General features: G+C 72.0%; 20 protein-coding genes. 5 read left to right on the forward strand and 15 right to left on the reverse strand.

Translation table 11 applies throughout. From position 1 onward, the window contains the following. The first annotated feature begins 21 nt into the window (after positions 1-21). Complete coding sequence (locus Vau01_RS13090; protein WP_373320234.1) at positions 22-948, forward strand: RNA polymerase subunit sigma-70; 927 nt, start codon at positions 22-24, stop codon at positions 946-948. Here Vau01_RS13090 and Vau01_RS13095 read toward each other — a convergent pair. The 4 genes from Vau01_RS13095 to Vau01_RS13110 form a co-directional block, all read right to left on the reverse strand. Further along, positions 945-2,270, reverse strand: a complete 1,326-nt coding sequence (locus tag Vau01_RS13095) for an ABC transporter permease (protein WP_203991476.1) — start codon at positions 2,268-2,270, stop codon at positions 945-947. The genes Vau01_RS13090 and Vau01_RS13095 overlap by 4 nt on opposite strands. After that, complete coding sequence (locus Vau01_RS13100) at positions 2,267-3,013, reverse strand: ABC transporter ATP-binding protein (RefSeq protein ID WP_203991478.1); 747 nt, start codon at positions 3,011-3,013, stop codon at positions 2,267-2,269. The genes Vau01_RS13095 and Vau01_RS13100 overlap by 4 nt, the downstream gene beginning before the upstream one ends. Then, positions 3,010-3,993: an efflux RND transporter periplasmic adaptor subunit gene (locus tag Vau01_RS13105; RefSeq protein ID WP_239151554.1), complete on the reverse strand. Its 984-nt coding sequence runs from the start codon at positions 3,991-3,993 to the stop codon at positions 3,010-3,012. The genes Vau01_RS13100 and Vau01_RS13105 overlap by 4 nt, the downstream gene beginning before the upstream one ends. A gap of 132 nt (positions 3,994-4,125) precedes the next feature. Further along, positions 4,126-4,941 carry an SGNH/GDSL hydrolase family protein gene (locus Vau01_RS13110; protein WP_203991479.1) on the reverse strand — a complete coding sequence of 272 codons (816 nt, stop codon included), beginning with the start codon at positions 4,939-4,941 and terminating at the stop codon, positions 4,126-4,128. Positions 4,942-5,030: 89 nt separating this feature from the next. Here Vau01_RS13110 and Vau01_RS13115 point away from each other — a divergent pair, with 89 nt between their 5' ends. Next, positions 5,031-5,987, forward strand: a complete 957-nt coding sequence (locus Vau01_RS13115; protein ID WP_203991482.1) for a YihY/virulence factor BrkB family protein — start codon at positions 5,031-5,033, stop codon at positions 5,985-5,987. Positions 5,988-5,997: 10 nt separating this feature from the next. Here Vau01_RS13115 and Vau01_RS13120 read toward each other — a convergent pair whose 3' ends face one another. Next, positions 5,998-6,999, reverse strand: coding sequence for a GlxA family transcriptional regulator (locus tag Vau01_RS13120; RefSeq protein WP_203991485.1), 1,002 nt, complete (start codon positions 6,997-6,999; stop codon positions 5,998-6,000). Between the two features lies 1 nt (position 7,000). Here Vau01_RS13120 and Vau01_RS13125 point away from each other — a divergent pair, with 1 nt between their 5' ends. Further along, positions 7,001-8,314: an MFS transporter gene (locus Vau01_RS13125; RefSeq protein ID WP_203991488.1), complete on the forward strand. Its 1,314-nt coding sequence runs from the start codon at positions 7,001-7,003 to the stop codon at positions 8,312-8,314. A 21-nt stretch (positions 8,315-8,335) separates the two neighbouring features. On the opposite strand, the gene Vau01_RS13130 is transcribed toward Vau01_RS13125, so the two are convergent. Next, positions 8,336-8,896, reverse strand: a complete 561-nt coding sequence (locus Vau01_RS13130) for a hypothetical protein (protein ID WP_203991490.1) — start codon at positions 8,894-8,896, stop codon at positions 8,336-8,338. Between the two features lie 69 nt (positions 8,897-8,965). Here Vau01_RS13130 and Vau01_RS13135 point away from each other — a divergent pair, with 69 nt between their 5' ends. Next, positions 8,966-11,215: a hypothetical protein gene (locus Vau01_RS13135; RefSeq protein WP_203991492.1), complete on the forward strand. Its 2,250-nt coding sequence runs from the start codon at positions 8,966-8,968 to the stop codon at positions 11,213-11,215. A gap of 117 nt (positions 11,216-11,332) precedes the next feature. Here Vau01_RS13135 and Vau01_RS13140 read toward each other — a convergent pair whose 3' ends face one another. The 8 genes from Vau01_RS13140 to Vau01_RS13175 form a co-directional block, all read right to left on the reverse strand. Beyond that, positions 11,333-13,216 (reverse strand): Xaa-Pro dipeptidyl-peptidase, encoded by a 1,884-nt coding sequence (locus Vau01_RS13140; protein ID WP_203991494.1) that lies wholly within the window; start codon positions 13,214-13,216, stop codon positions 11,333-11,335. 87 nt (positions 13,217-13,303) lie between these two features. Beyond that, on the reverse strand, positions 13,304-13,519 hold the full coding sequence (locus tag Vau01_RS13145) for a hypothetical protein (protein WP_203991496.1): 216 nt from the start codon (positions 13,517-13,519) through the stop codon (positions 13,304-13,306). An 80-nt stretch (positions 13,520-13,599) separates the two neighbouring features. Then, a complete protein-coding gene (locus tag Vau01_RS13150; protein ID WP_203991498.1) occupies positions 13,600-14,193 on the reverse strand; it encodes a pentapeptide repeat-containing protein in 594 nt (197 codons plus the stop codon). 43 nt (positions 14,194-14,236) lie between these two features. After that, positions 14,237-15,454, reverse strand: a complete 1,218-nt coding sequence (locus Vau01_RS13155; RefSeq protein WP_203991500.1) for a CehA/McbA family metallohydrolase — start codon at positions 15,452-15,454, stop codon at positions 14,237-14,239. 73 nt (positions 15,455-15,527) lie between these two features. Further along, complete coding sequence (locus tag Vau01_RS13160) at positions 15,528-16,592, reverse strand: ABC transporter ATP-binding protein (protein ID WP_203991505.1); 1,065 nt, start codon at positions 16,590-16,592, stop codon at positions 15,528-15,530. Continuing rightward, a complete protein-coding gene (locus Vau01_RS13165; RefSeq protein WP_203991508.1) occupies positions 16,592-17,416 on the reverse strand; it encodes a carbohydrate ABC transporter permease in 825 nt (274 codons plus the stop codon). The genes Vau01_RS13160 and Vau01_RS13165 overlap by 1 nt, the downstream gene beginning before the upstream one ends. Beyond that, complete coding sequence (locus tag Vau01_RS13170) at positions 17,413-18,264, reverse strand: carbohydrate ABC transporter permease (protein WP_203991511.1); 852 nt, start codon at positions 18,262-18,264, stop codon at positions 17,413-17,415. The genes Vau01_RS13165 and Vau01_RS13170 overlap by 4 nt, the downstream gene beginning before the upstream one ends. Positions 18,265-18,418: 154 nt before the next feature. Beyond that, positions 18,419-19,828, reverse strand: coding sequence for an extracellular solute-binding protein (locus tag Vau01_RS13175; protein WP_203991521.1), 1,410 nt, complete (start codon positions 19,826-19,828; stop codon positions 18,419-18,421). A 295-nt stretch (positions 19,829-20,123) separates the two neighbouring features. Here Vau01_RS13175 and Vau01_RS13180 point away from each other — a divergent pair, with 295 nt between their 5' ends. Next, positions 20,124-21,020, forward strand: coding sequence for a TIGR03619 family F420-dependent LLM class oxidoreductase (locus tag Vau01_RS13180; protein WP_203991522.1), 897 nt, complete (start codon positions 20,124-20,126; stop codon positions 21,018-21,020). Here the strand turns inward: Vau01_RS13180 and Vau01_RS13185 are convergent. Beyond that, positions 21,017-21,532: a VOC family protein gene (locus Vau01_RS13185; RefSeq protein ID WP_203991524.1), complete on the reverse strand. Its 516-nt coding sequence runs from the start codon at positions 21,530-21,532 to the stop codon at positions 21,017-21,019. The genes Vau01_RS13180 and Vau01_RS13185 overlap by 4 nt on opposite strands. Positions 21,533-21,559: the final 27 nt, after the last annotated feature.

A 21,559-nucleotide genomic window follows, 5' to 3' on the forward strand; every position in this document is an offset into this window, starting at 1 on the left:
CTCCGATCTTCGTGTGAAAGCCTGCACCACGTACCGACACCGGGCGACGCGGAAAGGGAACGGTCCGACGTGACGGGATCTGACGCGTTCGGCGACCTGGTCGAGCCGTACCGCCGCGAGCTGCACCTGCACTGTTACCGCCTGCTCGGGTCGCTCACCGACGCCGACGACGTGCTGCAGGAGGTGCTGCTGGCGGCCTGGCGTGGCCTGCCCGCGTTCAACCACCGAGCGAGCCTGCGCACCTGGCTGTACCGGATCGCCACCAACCGCTGCCTCAACGCCATCCGCGACGGCCGGCGCCGGATCCCCGTCGAGCCGGTGCCGCCGTTCGAGCCGCCGGAACCCACGCGCCGCGGAGACGTCCCCTGGTTGCAGCCGTATCCGGAGACGCCCGAAACGCGAACCGCGCGCCGCGAAACGGTGGAGTTGGCGTTCATCGCCGCCCTGCAGCGCCTGCCACCGCGGCAGGCGGCCACGCTGGTGCTGCGCGACGTGCTCGGCTACAGCGCGGCGGAGGTCGCCGGGATGCTCGGCACCACCGAGGTCGCCGTCAAGGGGACGCTGCAGCGCGCCCGCGCCACGCTCGCGCGTCCGATGGAAGAACCCATCAAAAGGGACGAGCAGAAACTCTCCCGCCGTTTCGCGGAAGCTTTCGTGGACCGTGACCTCGATCGCCTGCTCGCCCTGCTCACCGACGACGCGTGGCTGGCCATGCCGCCCGCCCCGCACGAGTACCACGGCCGCGAGGCGGTAAGGGCATTCCTCCGGGCGAGCTGGGCCGCGACCACCAGCCCGGAGTCCCTCCGACCGACCCGCGCCAACGGCCAGCCCGCGTTCGTCTGCCACCTCGCGGAACGGCGGGCCGGCGTCCTCGTCCTCACCTGCGCCGGCGACCGCATCAGCGGCATCACCCGGTTCCTCGACGACGCCGTGTCGGCCCGGTTCTAGGCCCGCATCACCGTCGCGATCGGGATGCGGGCGGCCCGGATGGCCGGGATCAGCCCGCCGAGGATGCCGGCGATCAGGCCCGCGATCACGCCCGCCACCCCGGCCTCCCAGGGGAACGTGAGGTTGCGCAGCGTCGGGTCGCGGTCGCCGATCAGGTCTGCGATCACGGGGATCGCCGCGGCGGACAGCCCGATCGCGGCCGCCGCGGTGAGTAAGCCGGTGAGCAGGGTCTCGGCCAGCACGATGCCGGCCAGCAGTATTCGGGACATGCCCACGGCCCGCCGCAGGGCGAACTCCTCGACCCGCTCCCCCACCGTCGCGAGGCCCACGTTGAGGATCCCGGCGACGCCGATCAGCAGCACCAGCGACGCCAGCCCGAGGAACACGTACCGGACGACCTGGATCTGCTTGCCCAGCCGCTTCTCGATGTCGACGGTCCGCACCGAGATGGCGTCGGGCGGCAGGCCGAGGCCGGAGAGCTTCGACCGCAGGGCCGTCATCTCGCCGGCCGCCGCCGGCGTGAACATCACCTGGATGTCGTAGAACGAGCCCCGGCCGCTGTTGGACTTCAGCGCGCTCTCGGGCAGCCAGTTCACGAGCTCGTCGGCCCGCATGTACGCGCGGGGCTGGAACCCGGAGTCGTCCACCACGCCGACCACCCGGGGCGTGGTGTTGGCGATCGCACCGTCGACGCGCATCTCGGCCGGCACCCGGTGCATCGCGAAGCCCTCGGCCGCCTCGCGGTTGAGCACGAGACGCGGCGCCAGCGACGGCGGCGACGCGAAGTCGAGCCAGGCACCGGTCTCGGGCCGGTACGGGCGGAACTGGCGCACGTCGCCGGTGACCGCGATCAGCTCGACCGCTATCGCCGCGCCCTTCGTCGGCCGGGGCGCGTTCTCGTCGACGGTGCAGAACCCGTTGGCGTCGCAGGTCAACGGCGGCCCGCCGAAGTCGAGCGCCCGGCCGTCCTCGAACGGGCCGGCGCCCGGGTTCACCGGCTCGACGTTCGGCTCGCCGATGATCGCCTGGCCGGTGATCTGGGCGACCACGCCGGTCTTGCCGCGCACCTGGTCGAGGACGATCGGCACCGCGCCGTTCATGTTCGGCAGCTGCATCACGATCGTGCCGTCGGGTCCCTCGTTCAGTTCGAGATCGGACCGCACCGCCCGCTCGGCCGTCTCGGCGGCGGCCTGCACGACGACCACCGCCAGCACGCCCATGAACAGGCTGATCATCGACAGGAACGTGCGCAGTTTGCGGGCCCGGATGCCCTGCCCGCCGATGATCAGCGCGGACCGGAACCGTCCCCTGAGCCGGATCATGAGCCGACCCCGGCCGGAAACTCCTGCGTCCGCTCGGATTCGGCCCCGTCGACTTCGGCCAGGCGACCGTTCGTGAGACGCAGCACCCGGTCCATCCTTCGCGCGTGGTCCCAGTCGTGGGTCACCAGGATCAGGCCGCAGCCCTGCGCCGTGGCTTCGTACAGCGTCGAGACCACGAGGTTGCCCGTCTCGGTGTCGAGGGCACCGGTGGGCTCGTCGGCCAGCAGCACCCGCGGCTCGCGCACCAGCGCCCGCGCGATCGCGACCCGCTGCTGCTCGCCACCGGACAGCCGGGGCGGCCGATGCTTGGCCAGGTTGGCGATGCCCACCTTCTCCAGCGCCGCCATCACCTTCGCCTTCCGCCGCCGGCGCGGCAGCCAGCCCTGCCCGTTGACCAGCGCCATGGCCACGTTCTGCGCCGCGGTGAGGTGCTTGAGCAGGAAGAACCGCTGGAACACGAACCCGAACTCGGCGCTGCGCAGCGCGGCCGCCTTCCGCTCGGGCAACCGCGTGATGTCGCGGCCGTGCAGCAGATACCGGCCGCCGTCGGGCCGGTCGAACAGGCCCATGAGGCTCAGCAGGGTGCTCTTGCCCGAACCGGACCGGCCGAGGATCGCCACGCTGTCGCCCGCGTGGACGGTGAGGTCGACCCCGGTGAGGATCGGCCGGGGCTCCTTCTGCCCGCGCAGCGTCTTGGTGAGGCCGGTCAGTTCAATGAGCGGCTCATTGAGCGGCCCGGTCATTTGGTCCCCGGCCCGAGCGGGCCGTTCTCGCCCGGAGCCGGCTGCGGCAGGTTCGGACCGGGCACCGCGACCATCTCGTCGCCGGTGAGCCCGGACTTGATCTCGATGACCTTGCCGTCGGTGAGGCCGAGCACCACCTCGCGCGTCTGCCGCATGCCGTCGGGCCCCACGACGTCGACCTGGCCCTTGCCCTGCTTGCCGGCGACCGCCTCGACCGGCAGCGTCAGAACGTTGCTGGCCGACTGGGTGACCACCTCCAGCGTGGCCGCCGCCCCGTTGATCATCTTGATGTCGGCCGCGCCGGTGCACGTGAGCCGCAGCCCGGTGGGTTCGGAGTTCTGCGTGTTGCCGGGCTCCCGCACCACCGGCGGCGCGCTCGCCGACGTCGACGGCGCCGGCTCCTCCGGCACGTTGCCGGCCGGCAGCGCCGCGATCGTGCCGAGCATCGTGCACGGGAACGGTCCCGGACCGTTCTTGATCTGCGCGATCACCGTGCCGGCCGCACCGGAGATCTGGTACGCCTGCCCGCCGTCGAGCTCGGCCACCAGCGCGTACCCGGCGTACTTCGCCGACACGACCGGCATGCCGGCGGTCACCGTGGCCCGGTCGTCGACGAGCCGCCCGGCGAAGCCCGACCCGGCCGGCACCTCGATGTGGTGGGCCTTGTCGTCGTCGTCATAGACGGTCGCCACCCGGGTGGCCTTCGTCGGCGTGCGGGTCGGCGGGCGGACGTTGAGGAAGCGCACCTCGCCGTCGACCGGCGCCACCAGCCCGTAGGTCGGGTTGAGCACGACCTTGCCGGTGAGGCTGACCTTGTTGGCCAGGTCGCGGCGCTCCGGCTTGACCGTGGTCATCGCCGTGCCGCGGGCCGCCAGGTCGGGCGTCGTGGGTTTGTCGTCGGAACCGCACGCCACCAGCGCGGTGCCGGCGAGCAGGACGGCGGACACGCCGAGCATCCGCACGCGTCTCGTGAAAGGCACCGGGCCACCCCCAGATCGCGGCCCCTCGTCGAGGAGCACAACCGGATAGACGCCCGGACTGTAGCCGATGGTTGTCTATGGAAATGTGAAGGCCGGCGGGCCCGGCCTTCACATTCGGCACTACCGGCCGCTTTACCGGCGACGCGCGAGAGCGCCCACCGAGTTCAGCATCGCCAGGTAGCCCTGGGTGTAGCCGGCGGTGTTCGGGTGGTAGGAATCGCCGATCGCGAACAGGTTGAACCGGTTGATCCACGGCGACGAACCGCACGCCCCGTGGGTGGCGAACGGGCCGCGCGCGTCCAGGTACGTGAAGCCGGCCGCGGCGGCCCGCCCCGCGATCACGCCGCTGAGGATGTCGGCGCCGTTGTTGAGCGCGGTGCGCTTGGCGGCGCTGAGGTTGAACAGCCCGCACGATCCGGTCGGCGAGATCAGCCGCGGGTAGCCGAGCACGACGACGCGCGCCGACGGCGCCCGCGAACGGATCGCCGCGTACGTGGCGTCGAGCTTGGCCGGCAGCGTCGTGTTCGTGGCCGTGATCCCCGCGTTGACCGAATTGATGCAGGCGCTGTCGCTACCGATCGTGCAGTTGACCATCGTGTCGCCGAACCCGACGTCGTTGCCGCCGATCGTGATCGTCACGAGGTCGGTGTTCGCGGTGACGGACGCGACCTGGGTCGTCAGGACGTCGTTGGTGGTGGCACCGCCGCAGGCGGGGAACGCGAACGTCGCCGCGGCGTGGGTGGTCGCCCACTGCGCGGCGTAGCTGTTGTTGCTGCGGGAGCAGCCGCCGGACAGGTACGGCGGCGCGCCGACCCCGGACGAGTACGAGTCACCGAGGGCGACGTAGTCGACGGGCGCGGCGGCGTGGGCGGGTGCGGCGATCGCGGTGATCGGAACGGCCGCGGCGGCGGCGACCGCGGCCAGTCCCAGGAGACGTCTGATTGTCATCGATCAGCTCCGATCGGTGGTGATGGGAGGACATTGTCAACCATCGATGGCCGTTCACGGAAGATCCCTGTTGGGTACCGTCTCTCCTCGTGAGCAGCACGCGCCGGGTCCCCGAGACCAAACTGATGGGTGACGAGGACCTGTCGGCCGACGACGCCTGGCACGCCCTGCGCCACTACGGCGGCTGGCGGTTGGTGCGCGACGCGTTCCTCCGCTTCCGCTACGGCGACGGGTTCAGCCACTCCCGCGCGCTCGGCCTGCAATTGTGTCTCGCGACGGTGCCGTTCCTCATCGCGCTCACCGGCCTGTCGAGCGACCTCGGCGTCGAGGAGGGCGGCCGGGTCGTCGCCGACGTCGTGCTCGCCCTCACGCCCGGCGCGAGCGACAGCCTCGTGACCGACCTGCTCGGCGGCGACGAGGGCACGGAGGACGCGGGTGAGGTCGCCCTCGCGCTCGGCCTGATCACCGGCATGGTGGCCCTCAGCACCGCGATGGCGCAGATCGAGCGCGGCGCCAACCGCATCTACGGCGTCGAGCGCGACCGGCCCGCGCTGGCCAAGTACACCCGCGCGGTGATCCTCGGCGTCACCGCCGGCCTGCCGGCGCTGATCGGCTTCCTGTTCCTGGTCGCCGGTGGAGCCGTGGGCGACTCCATCGAGCGGCACTACCACTGGGGCGACGTCGCGCACGCCGTCTGGAGCTGGGCGCGGTGGCCGCTGAGCCTGGCCCTGACCGTGGTGAGCATCGGCCTGCTGTTCCGGCACGCGCCCCGGCGCCGGCAACCCGGGCTGTCGTGGCTGCTGCTCGGCGCCGGCCTGGCCACCGCGATCTGGTGGCTGATCAGCGGCCTGCTCGCGTTGTACGTGCGCAGCAGCGACGCGTTCGGCGCCACCTACGGCGCGCTCACCGGCATCATGGCGTTGCTGTTGTGGGCCAACCTCACCGGGATCGCGCTGTTCCTCGGCCTGGCGTTCTCGGCGCAGTTGGAGGGTGCCCGCGTCGGCGCGCCGGACCCGGTCGAGGACGACGTGTGGGAACCGACCTGACCCGCGGGACTCAGCGCGGGGCGAACGTCCGGCGGTAGGCGAGCGGCGACACGCCCAGCGCCTGGTGGAACCGTTGCCGCAGCGCCGCGGCGCTCCCGAACCCGGTGTCGCGGGCGATCCGCGCCACGCTCAGGTCGCTCGACTCCAGCAGTTCCCGGGCCCGGTCGGTGCGGTGCTGGAGCAGCCACTGCGCCGGGCTCAGGCCCGTCTCGTCGCGGAAGTGCCGGGTGAACGTCCGCACGCTCATCCGGGCATGGGCGGCCATCCGGTCCAGGGTGAGCGGTTCGCCGAGGTGATCCATCGCCCACACCCGCGTGCGGGCGGTGCCCGCGTTCGACGGCGACGGCACCGGCCGCTCGGTGTACTGGGCCTGGCCGCCGTCGCGCCACGGCGGGACGACGCAGCGCCGGGCCGCGCGGTTGGCCACCTCGGCGCCGTGGTCGCGGCGGATCAGGTGCAGGCACAGGTCGATCCCGGCCGCGACGCCGGCCGACGTGAGGATCTCGCCGTCGTCGACGAAGAGGACGTCGGCGTCGAGCTTCACGGCGGGGAACAGGCGGGCGAAGCGGTCGGCGTGCGCCCAGTGGGTGGCCGCGGGGCGGTCGTCGAGCAGGCCGGCGGCGGCCAGCACGAAGGCACCGGTGCAGATCGAGACGATCCGGGCGCCGCGCCCGTGCGCGCGGCTCAGCGCTTCGGCGATCTCGGAATCGAGGACGCCGTCGAGCAGCGCCGGGCCGTTGTGGATTCCGGGGACGATCACCGTGTCGGCCGCTTCCAGCAGCTCCAACCCGTTGTCGGGCAGCACGGAGAAGCCGGCCGCGCTCCGGACCGGCCGGCCGCCGGGCGTGCAGACCCGCACCTGGTAGTACCGGCGGCCGTCGAGGTCGCGGGCCGAGCCCAGGACCTGGGGCGAGGTGCCCAGGTCGAGGCCGACCACGTGGTCGAGCGCCAGCACCGCCACCCGGTGACGCCCGTCACCGCTAAAAGCACTCATGGCCCGATTATTGCGCATGATGGCCTGTCGGCCACTCCCGGTTGTTACCGATGATCGGAAGACTGGTCGGGTGAGAAGAGTCCACCCTGCCTGGCTGGCCGCCGGCGTCGCGCTCGTGGCGCTGGTCGGTGCCGCCGGTTTCCGGGCCACCCCGTCGGTGATGCTGCACCCGCTGAACGAGGAGTTCGGCTGGCCGCTGGCCACGATCTCGGCCGCGGTGTCGGTCAACCTGATCCTGTACGGGCTCACCGCCCCGTTCGCGGCGGCGCTCATGGACCGTTTCGGCGTCCGCCGGGTCACCACCGGCGCGCTGCTGCTGGTGTCGGCGGGCAGCGGGCTGACCGTGCTGATGCGGTCGAGCGTCGAGCTGATCCTGCTGTGGGGGGTGCTGGTCGGGCTGGGCACCGGGTCGATGGCGCTGGCGTTCGTCGCGACGGTCACCGGGCGGTGGTTCGTCAAGCGGCGCGGCCTGGTGACGGGCGTGCTTACGGCCGCCGGCGCCGCCGGGCAACTGGTCTTCCTGCCCGTGCTGGCACTCGTCGTCGAGAACAGTGGCTGGCGCACCGCGTCACTGATCGTTTCGGGCGCCGCGCTGGCGGTCGTCCCCCTGGTTCTGATCTGGCTCCGCGACTACCCGGCGGATGTCGGTGTGCGCCCTTATGGCGCGGACGCCGACCCCGAACCGCCGCCGCCCATGAAGGAAGGGGCCGCCCGGCGGGCGATCGGCGCGTTGACGTCGGCCGCGAAGACCCGGCCGTTCTGGCTGCTCGCCGGCGGCTTCGCGATCTGCGGCGCGACCACGAACGGCCTGGTCGGCACGCATTTCATCCCCGCCGCGCACGACCACGGCATGGCGCCGACCGCCGCCGCGAGCCTGCTGGCGCTCATCGGTCTCTTCGACATCGTGGGCACGGTCGTCTCGGGTTGGCTGACCGACCGGGTCGACAGCCGGATCCTGCTCGGCGTGTACTACGCCGGCCGCGGGCTGTCGCTGCTGATCCTGCCGACGCTGTTCAACGCCTCGGCCGCACCGATGGTGGTGTTCATCGTCTTCTACGGGCTCGACTGGGTGGCCACGGTGCCGCCGACGGTCGCGCTGTGCCGGGAGTACTACGGCGCGGCCGGGCCGGTGGTGTTCGGCTGGGTGTTCGCGTCGCACCAGTTCGGCGCGGCGCTCGCCGCCACCGGCGCCGGCCTGGTGCGCGACCGCCTCGGCGAGTACACGGTGGCCTGGTACGTGGCCGGCGGGCTGGCGATCCTCGGCGCGGTCCTGTCGCTGGCGATCCGTCGCGGCGCGCCGGTCCGCCCGGCTGTGGTGCCCGCGACGGCGTAACGGGCTGGCGGCCGGGAGTGATCAGCGGTCATCATTCTCAGGGTGTCCGTTCGGCTCGCGGGTGGCGTGGCGGCGGGGGCGGGTCTCACGGTGTGGCTGCCCTCGCCCGAGGGCCCGTGTCCACCGGCGGCCGGCGACGGGTCCGGTCTCCCGGTCGCCGTCGGCCCCGCCGGTGCCGATCCGGCCGCAGCGGTGACCGCGCTCGCCGAGCTGGTCGCGGCCGCCGGCGTGGAGGCCACCGGCGCCGGCGTCGACCTCGGCGACGGGTTCCGCTCGGCGCGCCTCGCCGGTGCCCGCGGCGACCGGCGCGACGCCGTCCTCGCCGCGTTGCGGTCGATCGGCCCCGAGCGGCTCGGCGACCGGGCCGGCGTCCTCGTCGCGCTGTTCGGCCCGGCCGCCACCAAACCGCTCGGCGCCGCGGCGGGCCGCGCGGTCGACGAGGGCCGCTGGGCGGTCGTGCACCTGGCCAGCGCCGCCAGCGACCTGCTCGGCCCGGAACAACTCGCCGACGTGCTCGGCTGGCCCGTCCCACCCGGCACCGACCCGGTTCCGCACGGCCGCGCGTCCGATCTCGCCGGGCATCTGGCGGTCGCGCTCGGCCCGATCGCGCCGGCGCGGCGTCCACGCATTTTAAGATCATTATGGGACGCCGTGAGCGTCCACCAGGCGGCCAGATCCGTCTATCGACGCATCCGTACGGGCCAGTCCGCGGTGGACCTCAGCGGTGAACTGGCCACCCGCCGCCGGGCGTACCGCGATGCCGTCCTGCTGGCGACGGTGCACCGGTTCTACGGTCACGAGCCGACGCTGCTCGACGCCGCGCGCTGGAAACCCGACCTCCACGACCTCGCCGAGGGCCTGCGCGACCTGCTCAAGGACGCGCTCGCCGCCACGATCCTGCTGCGCACCGCGGAAGCGGTCGCGCGCACCGGCGTCACCGATGGTCTTGCCGCGTCGCGGCCGATCCTCAAGTACGGCGCCGGGCTGCTGAACGCCGCGGCCCGCGCTTCCGATGGAGACGGCCATCCGGCCCGGCCCGGCTGTTACGTGCACGACCTGTGGCAGGCGGTGTCGGGCAGGTCGGCCCAGCCGCCCGTTGAGGTTCTTTCGACCGCGCGCGACTACGGGCGGGTCGTATTCGACGCGTCCGGCGACGCGATCCGCGAGCTCTTCACCGGCGGCTTCGATCCCCGCGAGTCGCCGCTGGCCATGTGGGCCACCCGGTCGATGGAGGGCTGGCGCCGGGCCGCCGGGTACCACCGCGCGCCGGCCTCGTGGTCACAGGTGCCGGTGTTCCACGACCTGCTGAGCCTCGGTCCGCTGGCCACCCGCCTGGCCGACCGCCCCGGCCAGCCCCCGGGCGACGTCGAGGTCGCCGCCGACCTGCTGTGGTACGCCGACCTCGGCGACGCGCTGGCCGTCTACCGCGGGCGGGCATCGGCCGACGTCCAGGTCGACCTGTGGGGCCCGGTCGTGTGGCCGGCGGGCCGCCCGACCGACGACGACGATCCGCTGCGACAGGTGCTCGAGTCGGTGCCGCTGGCCGTGGCCGGTGCCGCGCAACTGGTGTCGATCGGCGGCCGGGTGCCGGAGCGCTGCGGCACCTGGGCCGAACTGGTCGACGGCCTGCTCGCCACCGAGGCCCTGGCCGAGGGGCGCACAGGCCCGTTCCTGCTGCCCGACCCGTTCCCCGGCCTCGACGGCACCGTGCTTCCGGGCACCGCCCTGCGCGTCGAGTTCGCCCACGACAGCACGGCGCTGGCCCGCTGGGCCAACGACATGGGCAACTGCATCGCGTCGCCGCACTACGCCGTCGGCGCCCAGCGGGGGCGCCGGGTGCTGGCCGCGCTGGTCGACGCCGACGGCCGCCCGGTGGTGAACCTGGAACTGCGCCGCGGCTTCCCCGCCGGCCCGTGGGCGCTGAACGCGCTGGCCGCCCGGTTCAACGCCGACCCCGAGCCCGCCCTGGTCGAGGCGGTGCGCCGCTGGGTCGCCGCCCTCCGCACCCCCACGCATCCCGAAGCGGCACCGGCCGCGCCCGCGTTCAACGTCCGCGACAACCGGATCGACCCGCACGGCGGCCGCGGCACCACCGACCCACCGGCCCGCGACGCGGAGCCGATCCGCACGGCGCCACCCCGCCAGCTGGCCCGCCGCCTGCTCGACGACACGGCCGCCCGGCTCGGCGACCTGGTCACCGAGAACCTGGCCACGCCCGCTTCGCGCGGGTCCCTGGCCGTGGTGACCACCCTGGGCACAGCTCTACATCGCGCCACCGACCACGACCTCACGAAGCTGGTCCGCGCGGCGATCGCGCGCCCCGGCGGCTTCGACGAGCTGTGGACCGCCACCGACGTCCGCCCCCTGACCACCGCGGTCGCCGCCCTCCCCGCGGAGCTCCGCGACCGCTATCCCGCCCTGTCCCGCCTCACCGGCGACGACGAGCTCCCGCGCTCCCTACGCCTGCTGGTGCGCACGCCGAAGATCGCGCCCGGCCGCACCCTGGAGGCCGTCAACGCGCGGCTGCGCGCCGCGCTGGGCCGCCTCGCCCGGTCCGGCGACCCGGCCCTGGCCACGGCGGTGGCCACCGAGTCGACCACGCCCGCCCTGTGCGCGCTGGTGACCGCCACCTCGCTGTGGGCCGACACTGTCGACTCGGTGCGGATCCTGCCGCCGCGCCGGGTGCGCGTGCCCGGCTTCCCCGCCTCGACCCTCGACGACCCCGACGGCCCGTGGCAGCGGGCCTGGCCCGCGGTCCGCGACCTCGGCGCACCCGTCGACGAGTTCTGGGACCGCATCGCCGTAACCGGCCTGGTGGTGCCGGCGGCCTGGCTCGCCGGCGCCGACTGGACCGTGCTCTGGCGCCGCGCCACCGCGAGAGCCCGCCACCACCGTCCGTAACCCCGCGCGCCACCGCCCCCCTCTCGCGAGTCGATCTTGCAGTTGTGGTGCCGGAATCACCCTGTTTTGTACATATTTGGGTGGCACCACAACTGCAAGATCGACGGGGATCACCGCTCAGGACAGGGGGAGCAGCACGTGGCTGAGGCCCAGTTCCGCCTCGACGCGGGTGCCGGTGCGATAGCGCAGCGTGTGGTCGCGGTCCGTCGAGATCAGGACCACGCCAATCCGGTGGCCGGGCTTGAACACGTGGTCCTGGGGTTGCAGGTCCCAGGACAGGGTGTACGTGCGGCCCGCCGCCACCGGGGTCTCGTCCCACTGCGAGTAGCGGTTGCGGACGTCCAGCCAGCCGCGGCTGACGATCTTCAGCGGCGTCTCCCGCGTCACGTACGCCCGTTTGTTGAAGCAGCCAGGATCCTCCGGGATGCCCGGCGCGATGCAGTCCTGCCCGGGCACCGTCGCGATGCCGGCGAACCGCACGTCGGTGCCGTAGTCGACCAGTAGCGCGGTCAGGTACGGCGAGCGCCCGTCGAGGCTGGCCCGCACGGTGACGCGCGGCGTGCCCGACAGCCGGACCGGCGACGTCAGCGGCGTGGTCAGGAACGCCAGCCGGTTGGGGTCGGCGGCCAGTTCGTTGTCCACAAGCTGGTCGGCGGTCTGGCTCGTGTCGTCAACGAATGATTGATCGTGCCCGAACCCGGACGGCCAGCGGCTCAGCGTGCCCGGGCGTCCGTCCGCGGCCTCCGGACCGAGGAACAGCGGCACCTGCGTCGTGCCGGGGACCGGCCAGGAGCGGCTGGTCGTCCACTGGTTCGGCGCGGTCTCCACGTCGGCCATGGGCTCGTTCATGATGCCGTTGCGCACGCCGTGCAGCCAGAAGTCGAACCAGCGGTGCAGCGTCGCGATCCACTCGGCCCGGCGCACGTTGAACGGGTCGGTGTGCGGACCCTGGTGCAGCCAGATCTTGCGCTGGACGCCGTTCGAGGAAAGCGCGTTCCACCACTGGATCCCGTTCTTGGTCCGGACGTTCCAGTCGTTGAGGCCGTGCACCAGGAAAACGCTTGCCCGCACCTTGTGCGCGTCCTTGACGTAGTTCCGCTCGTCCCAGTAGCGGCTGTAGTCGCCGGTCTCCCGGTCCTGCCGCCGTTCCAGCTCGTCCATCACCCCGGCGCACACCTCCGGGTTCTTCCGGGTGAGCACGAGTCTCGCCAGGACATCGGTGTCCTCGCCCTGGAACGGGAACGGCGCGACCACACCACCGTTGGCGCGGTAGTAGTCGTACCAACTGGAGATCCCGGCGATCGGCACGATCGTCTCCAGCCCGCGCACGCCGGTCGTCGCGACGGCGTTCGGCAGCGTCGCGTTGTAGGAAACCCCGATCATGCCGGTCTTCCCGGTCGACCAGGTCGCCCGGGCGCTGTCACCCTCCGGGGTGAAGCCGCGCGCCCGCCCGTTCAGCCAGTCGACGACCGCTTTCATGCCGAGCGTCTCGTTCGGGTCGCCGGACGTCGGGCAGCCGTCGGAGCCGCCGGTGCCGATGCTGTCGGCGAACACCACCGCGTAGCCGCGCGGCACGAAGTAGTTGTCGAGATAGCCGGCGAACAGGATCGTCTCCGCGGCGCGGTCGGCCCCGCCGGCCGATCGCGCGGCCGCCGGGTCGTCGCGGTCGATGTCGTCGTGGTTGGGGACGTCGTTGAGGCCGGCGTAGTACGGGCTCGGCTGGAAGATGACGGGGACCTTCAGCCCCCGCTCGGTCTCGGCCGGCCGGATCACGCGCACCTCGACGCGGTCCCGCTTGCCGTCGTGATCGCTGTCGATCTCCGTCTCGACGTACCGGCGCTCGCGGATCGCCTGGGTGTAGTCGAAGACGGGTTGGGTCACCCCGTTCTGCACGACGATCCCGGGCGGTTTCGGCACCGCCGAGGCCGGGTTCGCGGTGACGGCGAGCAGCGCCACGGTGGCGGCGGCGGTCAGGGTGACGAGCTGACGGACGGATCGCATCGCAGGCGCCTCCTGAATCGGGTGCGCCGAGCCTATTCGCGTGCGTCGATCAAAAGCCAGTGACGCGGGCGAATGCGCGGGTCCCGGTCAGGGTGTCGGGGCGACACCGCCGGCCTGGAAAGCGCTTTCCCGGTTGGGCAACCAGGACTCCGGGAGCACGAAGATGTGCCGGCGCAGACAGATCGTGTGTGCCATCGTCATGGCGCCCGACGTGGAGCCGAGGGTCCACCGGTGGGCGACCTCGGCCGGCGCACCGCACTCCGGGTCGGGGCACTGGGTCAGGTCGAGGTGGTAGCTGTTCACCGTAGAAGGGTGCGGACGCCGGGGCGCGACGGCAGCCGGAAACTCGACGTATCAGGAGGTGGGTCGCGTAGCCGACCGTCTCACCCGATGCGCAGGCCCAACGCCCGCGCCACCGTGAGGGCCTGCTCGGCGTCGATGACCGCGTCGCGCAGGTCGGCGTCGCGCGGGTCCAGGGCACTCAGGTCCGACCCGCGCAGGTCGCACTGCCCCAGTTTGATGCCGCCCAGCCGCGCCGCGCTCAGGTCGACCCCGGTGAGCGTGCCGCCGGTCAGGTTCGCGCCGGTGAGGTCGGCCTCGCGCATCCGGGTGCCGGTGAACCCGACACCGCGCAGGTCGGCGCGGGCGAGCGAGACGAACGACCAGTCGCCGCCGGTCACCGTCAGCGGACGCAGGTCACACTCGGTGAACGTGCTGCCGACGAGCTTGCACCCGCTGAACGACGCCTCGAAGAAGTTGCAGCGCTCGAACGTGCACCGCAGGAAAGCGCTGTCCTCGTGCCGCGACGCGTTGAACCGCACCCCGCCGAACCGGCACTCGGTGAACACCGCGCCCCGGCTGACCGCCTCGGTCAGGTCGACGTTGGTGAAGAAGCACTGGGTGTAGACGCGGTCGCCGAGGTCCTCGCCGTACCAGTCGTCGCTGAGGAACGACCCGTCCTCGATCTCGTCCGCCACGCGCCGAGCGTAACCACCCCGCGCGGCCAGGATCCGCCGGACACTACGCCGTCAGCGCCAGCACCTGGGCCTTCGCGTCCTCCAGCCAGAACGGACCGGCACCGGACACGTGGAACCGGGCCACCCCGCCGCGCACCGGCCGGCGCCGGCCCTCCACGTCGACCAGCAGCGTCCCGTCGGCGTCGACGGCCACCAACCGGTCGTCGGCGCGCAGCAGCACCGGCGCGTCGGGCGCCGCGCTCACCGCGACCCGGCCCGCGCGCAACCCGTCCAGGATCCCGGCCACCGACGGCTCCGCGACCGCCACCCACGTGGTCGGCAATCCGGGCCGTTCCGGGCCGTCCATCGTGTGGAAGTCCGATCCGCCGACCGGCACCGCGCCCGGCGCCCACGCCAGCAACCACGCCAGCGGCGCGCCCCACGTGCGGTCCCACCAACCGGAGTGCCACACCTCCGCGAGCGGCGGGCGACCCGTCATCGGCATGAGCCAGGCGCAGTCGCCGCCGAGCGGATGGTTCACCGACAGCAGCCCGCCGCCGGCGTCCACAGTGGACAGCCAGGCGTCCGGCCGGTCGCGGAAGTCCACCCAGTCGAGTGCGCCGAACGCGTTGGCGTGGCCGCGTCCGGTCGTCACCTCCTGCCCGGGCACGAGCAGGATCCCCGCCGCCGCACCGGCCGCCGCGAGCTCGGGATGGTGCGAGACCGTGTTGTGGTCGGTCACCGCGAGAAAATCCAGGCCCGCGCCGGCCGCCAACGCGGCCAGCGCCGGGACCGTCAAGCTTCCGTCGGAATGCACGGTGTGGGCGTGGAGGTCGCCCGCAAGCCAGGTGAAACCGGGTGACGCGGGGAGCATGCGACGCCGCGGCCCCGTGCCCGCCGTACCGGCTCCGTCGGGCGCCGTCGCCGCGGGAACGGGAAGGGAGACACCGGGTTCGGCCGTGATCCGCCACGCGACCCCGTCGGCCGGCACCCGGTGCAGGCCCAGCAGCACCTGCCAGGTGCCGACCGGCAGCGGCCCGGGCAGGTAGCCGGGCGTCGCCACCGACTCCCCCACCACGAACGACTCGCGCGCACCGCCGGAGTAGCCGCGGAACGCGCCGCTCGGGTCGAAGCAGCCGAGGTCGAGCACGCCGGCCGACCGGTCGTAGTCGAGCTCGACCCGCAGCGTCCGGACGCCGGCCGGCACGTCGACCGGCAGGTAGCGGTACGGCGCCGCCGCCCGGTCCTCCGGCCGCCACACTCCACGGTGGACGGTGCTCACGCGATCGCCCCGCTCCGCGGTGCGATGCGTTCGCACGGCACTGAGCCAATGGTTCGCTCGCACAAGTGCTCGCTCACGTCACCAATTCTCCGTCGGACGCCCGGTAGACGAGCATCCGGCCGGGCTGCGGCGTCAGCCACACGGGTGTGTCGGCCGCGGGCTCGGCCTCCTCCGGCACCACCGCGCCGATCAGTTCGTCTCCCACCGCCACGCTCATGAGCGCCGACGTACCCAGATTCTCGGCGACCGACACGGTGCCCCGCAGCGCCGGCCCGCCCGGGTCGGTAGTGCTCAGCGTCAGGTACTCCGGCCGCACGCCGACGACCACCTTCTCGCCGTCCTCCAACGGGCCCTTCCACGGCAGCAGCGCACCGGCGACCGACAACCCTCCATCGTGGACCGACCCGTCGATCAGGTTCATCGGCGTCGACCCGATGAAGTTCGCCACGAACGTGTTGGCCGGCCGACCGAACACCTCCCGCGGCGTGCCCACCTGCCGGATCCGGCCGGCGTCCATCACCGCGATGCGGTCGGCCAGCGCCAGCGCCTCGGCCTGGTCGTGGGTGACGAACACCGTCGTCACCGCCAACTCCCGCTGCAGCCGCTTGAGGAACGTGCGCGCCTCCAGCCGCAGCCGGGCGTCGAGGTTCGACAGCGGCTCGTCGAACAGGAACGCGGCCGGCCGCACGGCCACCGCGCGGGCCAGCGCCACCCGCTGCTGCTGCCCGCCCGAGAGGGCCGCCGGACGCCGTTCCAGCAAGGTCGACAGCGAGAGTTGCGCACCGACCTCCGCAGCCCGCGACGACCGCTCGGAGCGCGGACGGCGCCGCACCTTCAACGGGTACGAGATGTTCTCGCTGACCGTCATGTGCGGGAACAACGCGTAGTCCTGAAACACCATGGCGACGTCGCGGGCGCCGGGTGCGAGCCGGGTGACGTCGCGCGCTCCGATGTGGACGGTGCCGTCGGTGGGCGGTTCCAGACCGGCGATCGTGCGCAGCAGCGTCGTCTTGCCGCAGCCGCTCGGCCCGAGCAGCGCGAAGAACTCGCCGTCGGCGATCGTCAGGTCGAGCTTGTCCAGCGCCCGGACGCCACCGGGGAACTCCTTCACGAGTCCACTGAGGACGATGTCGGCCATCAGCTCTTGATCCCGCCGTGGAAGCGGAACCCGTAACGGCTCCAGGCGAACAGGTACATCAGCACCACCGGTATCGAGTAGAGCAACGAGAACGTCGAGATCAGGGCGAGGTTCGGCGAGCCGCCCTCGGTGTAGAGGGTGCGCACCAGCACCGCGGCCGGCTGCTTGTCAGGGTCGCGCAGCAGGATGAACGGGGTGAGGAAGCTGCCCCACACCTGCACGATCGTCCACACGCCGATGGTCGCGAGGCCCGGCCGCGCGACCGGCACCACGACGTGCCGCAGCACCTGCAACGGCGAGGCGCCGAACACCCGGGCACTCTCCTCGTAGGACCGCGGGATCGTGTCGATGAAGTCCTTCAACAGGAAGATGGCCGCCGGCAGCAGCCCGCCCGACAGCACCAGGATCACGCCGGCCCGCGAGTCGATCAGCCCCAGTTCGAACACGAGCAGGAAGATCGGCACCATCGCCGCGGTTCCGGTGATCACGCTCGACAGCAGCAGCAACGCGTACAGCAGCGCGTCGCGTCCCGGAATCCGCACCCGGCTGAGCGCGTAGGCCGCCAGCGCCGCGGCCGTGACCACGACGAGCATCGCGCCCACCGACAGCAGCACGGAGTTCAGCAACGAGGGCAACGCGTACCGGTTGTCGCCGACCTCGGCGAAGTTCCCGAGCGTCGGATCCGACGGCGGGCGCACCGCGTACGTGGGCGTCTCGTCGAACGGCGCCGACAGCAACCACAGCAACGGCAGCGCGAAGAACGCCATGCCGAGCCCGACGAGGACGTACACGCCGACGCGCCCGGCCACGTACCGGATGATCACGACCCACGCACCTTCGACGCCCGCAGGTACACCAGCGCCAGCCCGAGATTGATGAGCAGCACCAGCAACGAGATCGCGCCGCTGTACCCCATGTCGCCGCCGATGATCGCGGTGTTGTAGATGTACACCGGCACGATCTCCGACTCGTTCCCCGGACCGCCGGCGGTGAGCAGGAACGGCGTGAAGTCGTTGAACGTCCACAGGCTGATCAGCAGCGTGTTGGTGAGCACGTACGGACGCAGGTGCGGCAGCACCACGTCGCGCAGGGTCTGCCAGCGGCCGGATCCGGCCAGCCGCGCGGTCTCCAGGTGCGACGGCGGCACGCTGGTGAGCGCCGCGCCGTACAGCATCATCGAGAACGCGGTGCCGCGCCAGACGTTGAACACGACGATCGAGATCATCGGGTACTCGACGAGCCACGCGGTGGCGCCGCCGAGGATGTTGTTGAGCGTGCCCGCGTCGCGGTCGAGCATCGCGATCCACAGGAACGCCACCACCGAGCTCGGCAGGATCCACGCCAGCAGCACCAGCGCCTCGACCATCCGCCGCAGCACCGTGCCGGCCGCCCGCAACGCGTACGCGAGCAGGAATCCGAACACGTTCTGGCCCAGCACGGCCGAGCCGAGCACGAACAGCAGCGTGAGCCACAGCGAGTTCCAGAACGTCTCGTCGGTGAGCGCGCGGCTGTAGTTGTCCAGCCCCACGAAGGCGGGGCGGCGGGCCTCGGCGCCGGTGAGCCGGAAGTTCGTCAGTCCGATGTAGAGGGTCCACAGGGCCGGGAAGACCAGGAACACCGCGATGAGGGTCAGGGCCGGGGCGGTGAACCCGAAGGCGCGCCACCGCCCCAACCCCGCCGCGTCTGTGCTCGCTCTGCTGTCTGCGCTCGCGTCCGCTCGCGCGGGCCCGGGGCCTCCGGAGGCGTCGTCTTCCCTCGTCGCTCCGGTCGCTACGCTCCCTGCGCTCCTCAGTCCAGACGACGCCGGCCCCGGGCCGGTGTCGGGGTCAGTCGGAGGCAATCTTGTCCGCCCCGCCGACGATCGACTCCAGTTTCTTCTGGTACTCCGACGCGGCCGCCGCCGGTGCCGTGCCGGTCACCACCGACAGCGTCGCCTGCTGCAACGCCTGCGACACCCGCGGGTACTCGGCGAAGCCGGGCCGGAACGCCGTCAGCGGCAGCACCTTCTGGGCGATGAACGTCAACAGCGGATCGTTCTTCAGGATCTCGTCGTTGACGTCCTGCCGCTGGGTGAGCCGGGGCGAGGTGCCGACCTGCGCGACCGTCGCCTCCTTGGAGTTCATGAACTGCAGCAGTTCCCAGGCCTGGCGCGGGTACTTGGTGGCCGGGTTCAGTACCCGTCCGGCGCCGCCGGACATCGACACGAAGTCCTGTCCGCGGACGCCGCCACCGGCCTTGGTGGCCGGAATCAGCGCGTAGCCGACGTTCTCGTTGCGGTCGGCCATCTTCGCGATGCCCTTGGTCGGCTCGACGACGCTGCGCCAGAAGTAGTCGCCCTCGAGGAGGATCGCGATCTTCCCCTCGGCGAACGCCTGGAACGACTTGTCCCGACCCTTGGCGTCCTGCTGCAGCACCGGATCGCCGAGCCCGCCGCCGTAGACCCGTTGGTACAGGCCGAAAACGTCGCGGACGGCCGCGCTGTTGCCCTGCCACTTGCCGTCGGCCCAGATCTGCTTGCCGGTGCCGACGAGCAACGGCAGCACGCCCTGCATCGTGGTCGCCTCGCCCATCGCCGTGCCGGCGTTGAGCTGGATCGGCGTCACGCCGGGCGCGGCGGTCTTGATGGTCTGCGCCGCGGTGATGATCTCGTCCCACGACTTCGGCTGCCAGTCACGCGGCAGGCCGGCCTTGGCCAGCAACGTGCGGTTGAAGTAGATGACGCGGCCGTCGGTGCCTTCCGGGACGCCGTACCGCTTGTCCTTGTAGGACATGTTGCCCTGCACGGGTTGCGGGATCTGCTTCCACCCGTCCCACCCGTCGACGACGTCGGCGCCCACGAGATCGTTGAGCGGCTTGATGTAACCGGCGTCGGCGAACTCACCGACCCAGATGCCGTCGAGGGAGTAGATGTCGGCGCCGCTGCCCGTCTTCAGGTCCAGCGCGATCTTGCTCTTGTAGTCCTCGTCGCCGGCGCCGGACGGCTGGAACTCGACCTTCGCCGTGCGTCCCTTGGCCTTCTGGGCCTCGATGAACTTGGGGATCACCCAGTTCTCGATCCACTCGGCACCGGCGGCGTTCTTGCCACCGGCGATCGCGTTGGCCGCGATCGTGAGGCTGAACTCCTTGGCGTCGGCGTTCTTGGCGGTATCGGGCTCGTCGTCGCTGCCGAGGCACGCGGACGTGGCGGAGGCGGCGAGCAGGACGGCGGCGAGCGCGGGCAGGATGCGTCGATGCATCGGTTCCTCCCCGAAGGAAACGGCGGGTGCGCGTACCCGACCTTGGCACGGGCGCAGGGCCGTGTCCATTCGAGAAGATCACTGAATGACGACGATTTGGCGGTTATCGATGCGTCGCCAACGCTGAAGCGGCGGCGCCCTTCCCCGACGCCACCGCTTACCTAGAGGATACGTACGTTCACTATTAGCAACAACGATGCCGGGCGATGTCGGCACAGAACCGTGCAAGGCGTCGGGTAGCCACCTGGCTGGCTCCGGCGGCACGGCGCCATGATCCGGGGATTACCGTAGGGCCATGCGGATCGGGTTCGGGTTGCCTGTCGCCGGGGTCTGGGCGACACCGGAGAACGTCGTGCGCTTCGCCCAGCGGGCGGAGGCATTGGGGTACGGGTCGTTGTGGACGTTCCAGCGGCTGCTCGTCGACGCCGGCGAACCGCCACCGCCGAACTACCGTAGCGTCCTGGATCCGTTGCTGGCGTTGACGTTCGCGGCCGCGCACACCACCCGCATCCGGCTCGGTGTCGCGGTCATCAACCTGCCGTTCCTGTCGCCCGCCTACCTGGCGAAGCAGGCGACCACCCTCGACGTCCTCTCCGCCGGACGGCTCGACCTCGGGCTCGGCACCGGCCACTCGGAGTCCGAGTTCGTCGCCACCGGCGGTTCGATGGAGCGCCGGGGTGCCCGCGCCGACGAGTACATCCAGGTGCTGCGCACGCTGTGGACCGACGAGGTAAGCGCTTTCCGCGGCGAGTTCTACACCGTTCCGCCCAGCCGCATGGATCCCCGGCCGGTGCAGCGGCCGGGCCCGCAGATCCTCGTGGGCGGCTCCGCGAAGGCCGCCCTGCGGCGGGCCGGCCGCCTCGGCGACGGCTGGGTCAGCCGCAGCGCCACCGACCTGTCGTCGATCGCCGGCGACGTCGCGATCGTCCGCGAGGCCGCCGCCGAGGCGGGCCGCGACCCGGCGGCGCTGCGCGTCGTGTCGCGGGGCGTGGTGCGGCTGGGCGAGAAGACCGACGCTCCGCTGTCCGGGACGCCGGAACAGGTGCGCGCCGGCACCGAGTGGCTCGCGTCGCAGGGCGTCACCGAGGTCTTCTACGACCTGAACTGGGACCCGCGGATCGGATCCCCCGACGCCGACCCGGTCGAGGCCGTCGAACGCGCCGAGGAGATCCTGGAAACGCTGGCTCCCTAGAGGAGTTCGGTGCCCTCGAAGCGGCCGAGCACCTCGCGGTACAACTCGATGCCGACCCCGTTCGGATCGCGGATGTAGAGGCTGTCCTCCACCCCGCGATCCGGACCGAGGTACTCGACGCCCGCCTCGTCGAGCTTCGCCTTCGCCGCGGCGAACTGCTCCGGGCTCACCGACAGCGCCAGGTGCTGCACGGCGCCGATGGTCTCGGTGAACGGCGGGTGGTCGTGACCGGGGAAGTCGAAGAACCCCAGAAGATTGCGGTTTCCCAGGTCGAAGAAGAAGTGGCTGGACCCGGCGTAGTCGCGGTTCTCCACCAGTTCCACCAGCGGGAAACCGAGGAACTCCTGGTAGAACTCGATCGTCTCCGTCACGTCGCGGCAGATCAGGGCCGCGTGGTGGATCCCCCGCGTCGTGGGCGGGGTCCGTTCGGTGCGGGGACGGAGGTAACGCTCGCGGATCTCGTCGCGGCGCTGCCGTACGGCGGCGAGCTCCTCGCCCTGTGGCTGCGGCATCTCCGTCCTCCTTCACCTAGTTGCGTC

This window comes from Virgisporangium aurantiacum (assembly GCF_016863635.1).
Classification (GTDB): Bacteria; Actinomycetota; Actinomycetes; order Mycobacteriales; family Micromonosporaceae; genus Virgisporangium; species Virgisporangium aurantiacum.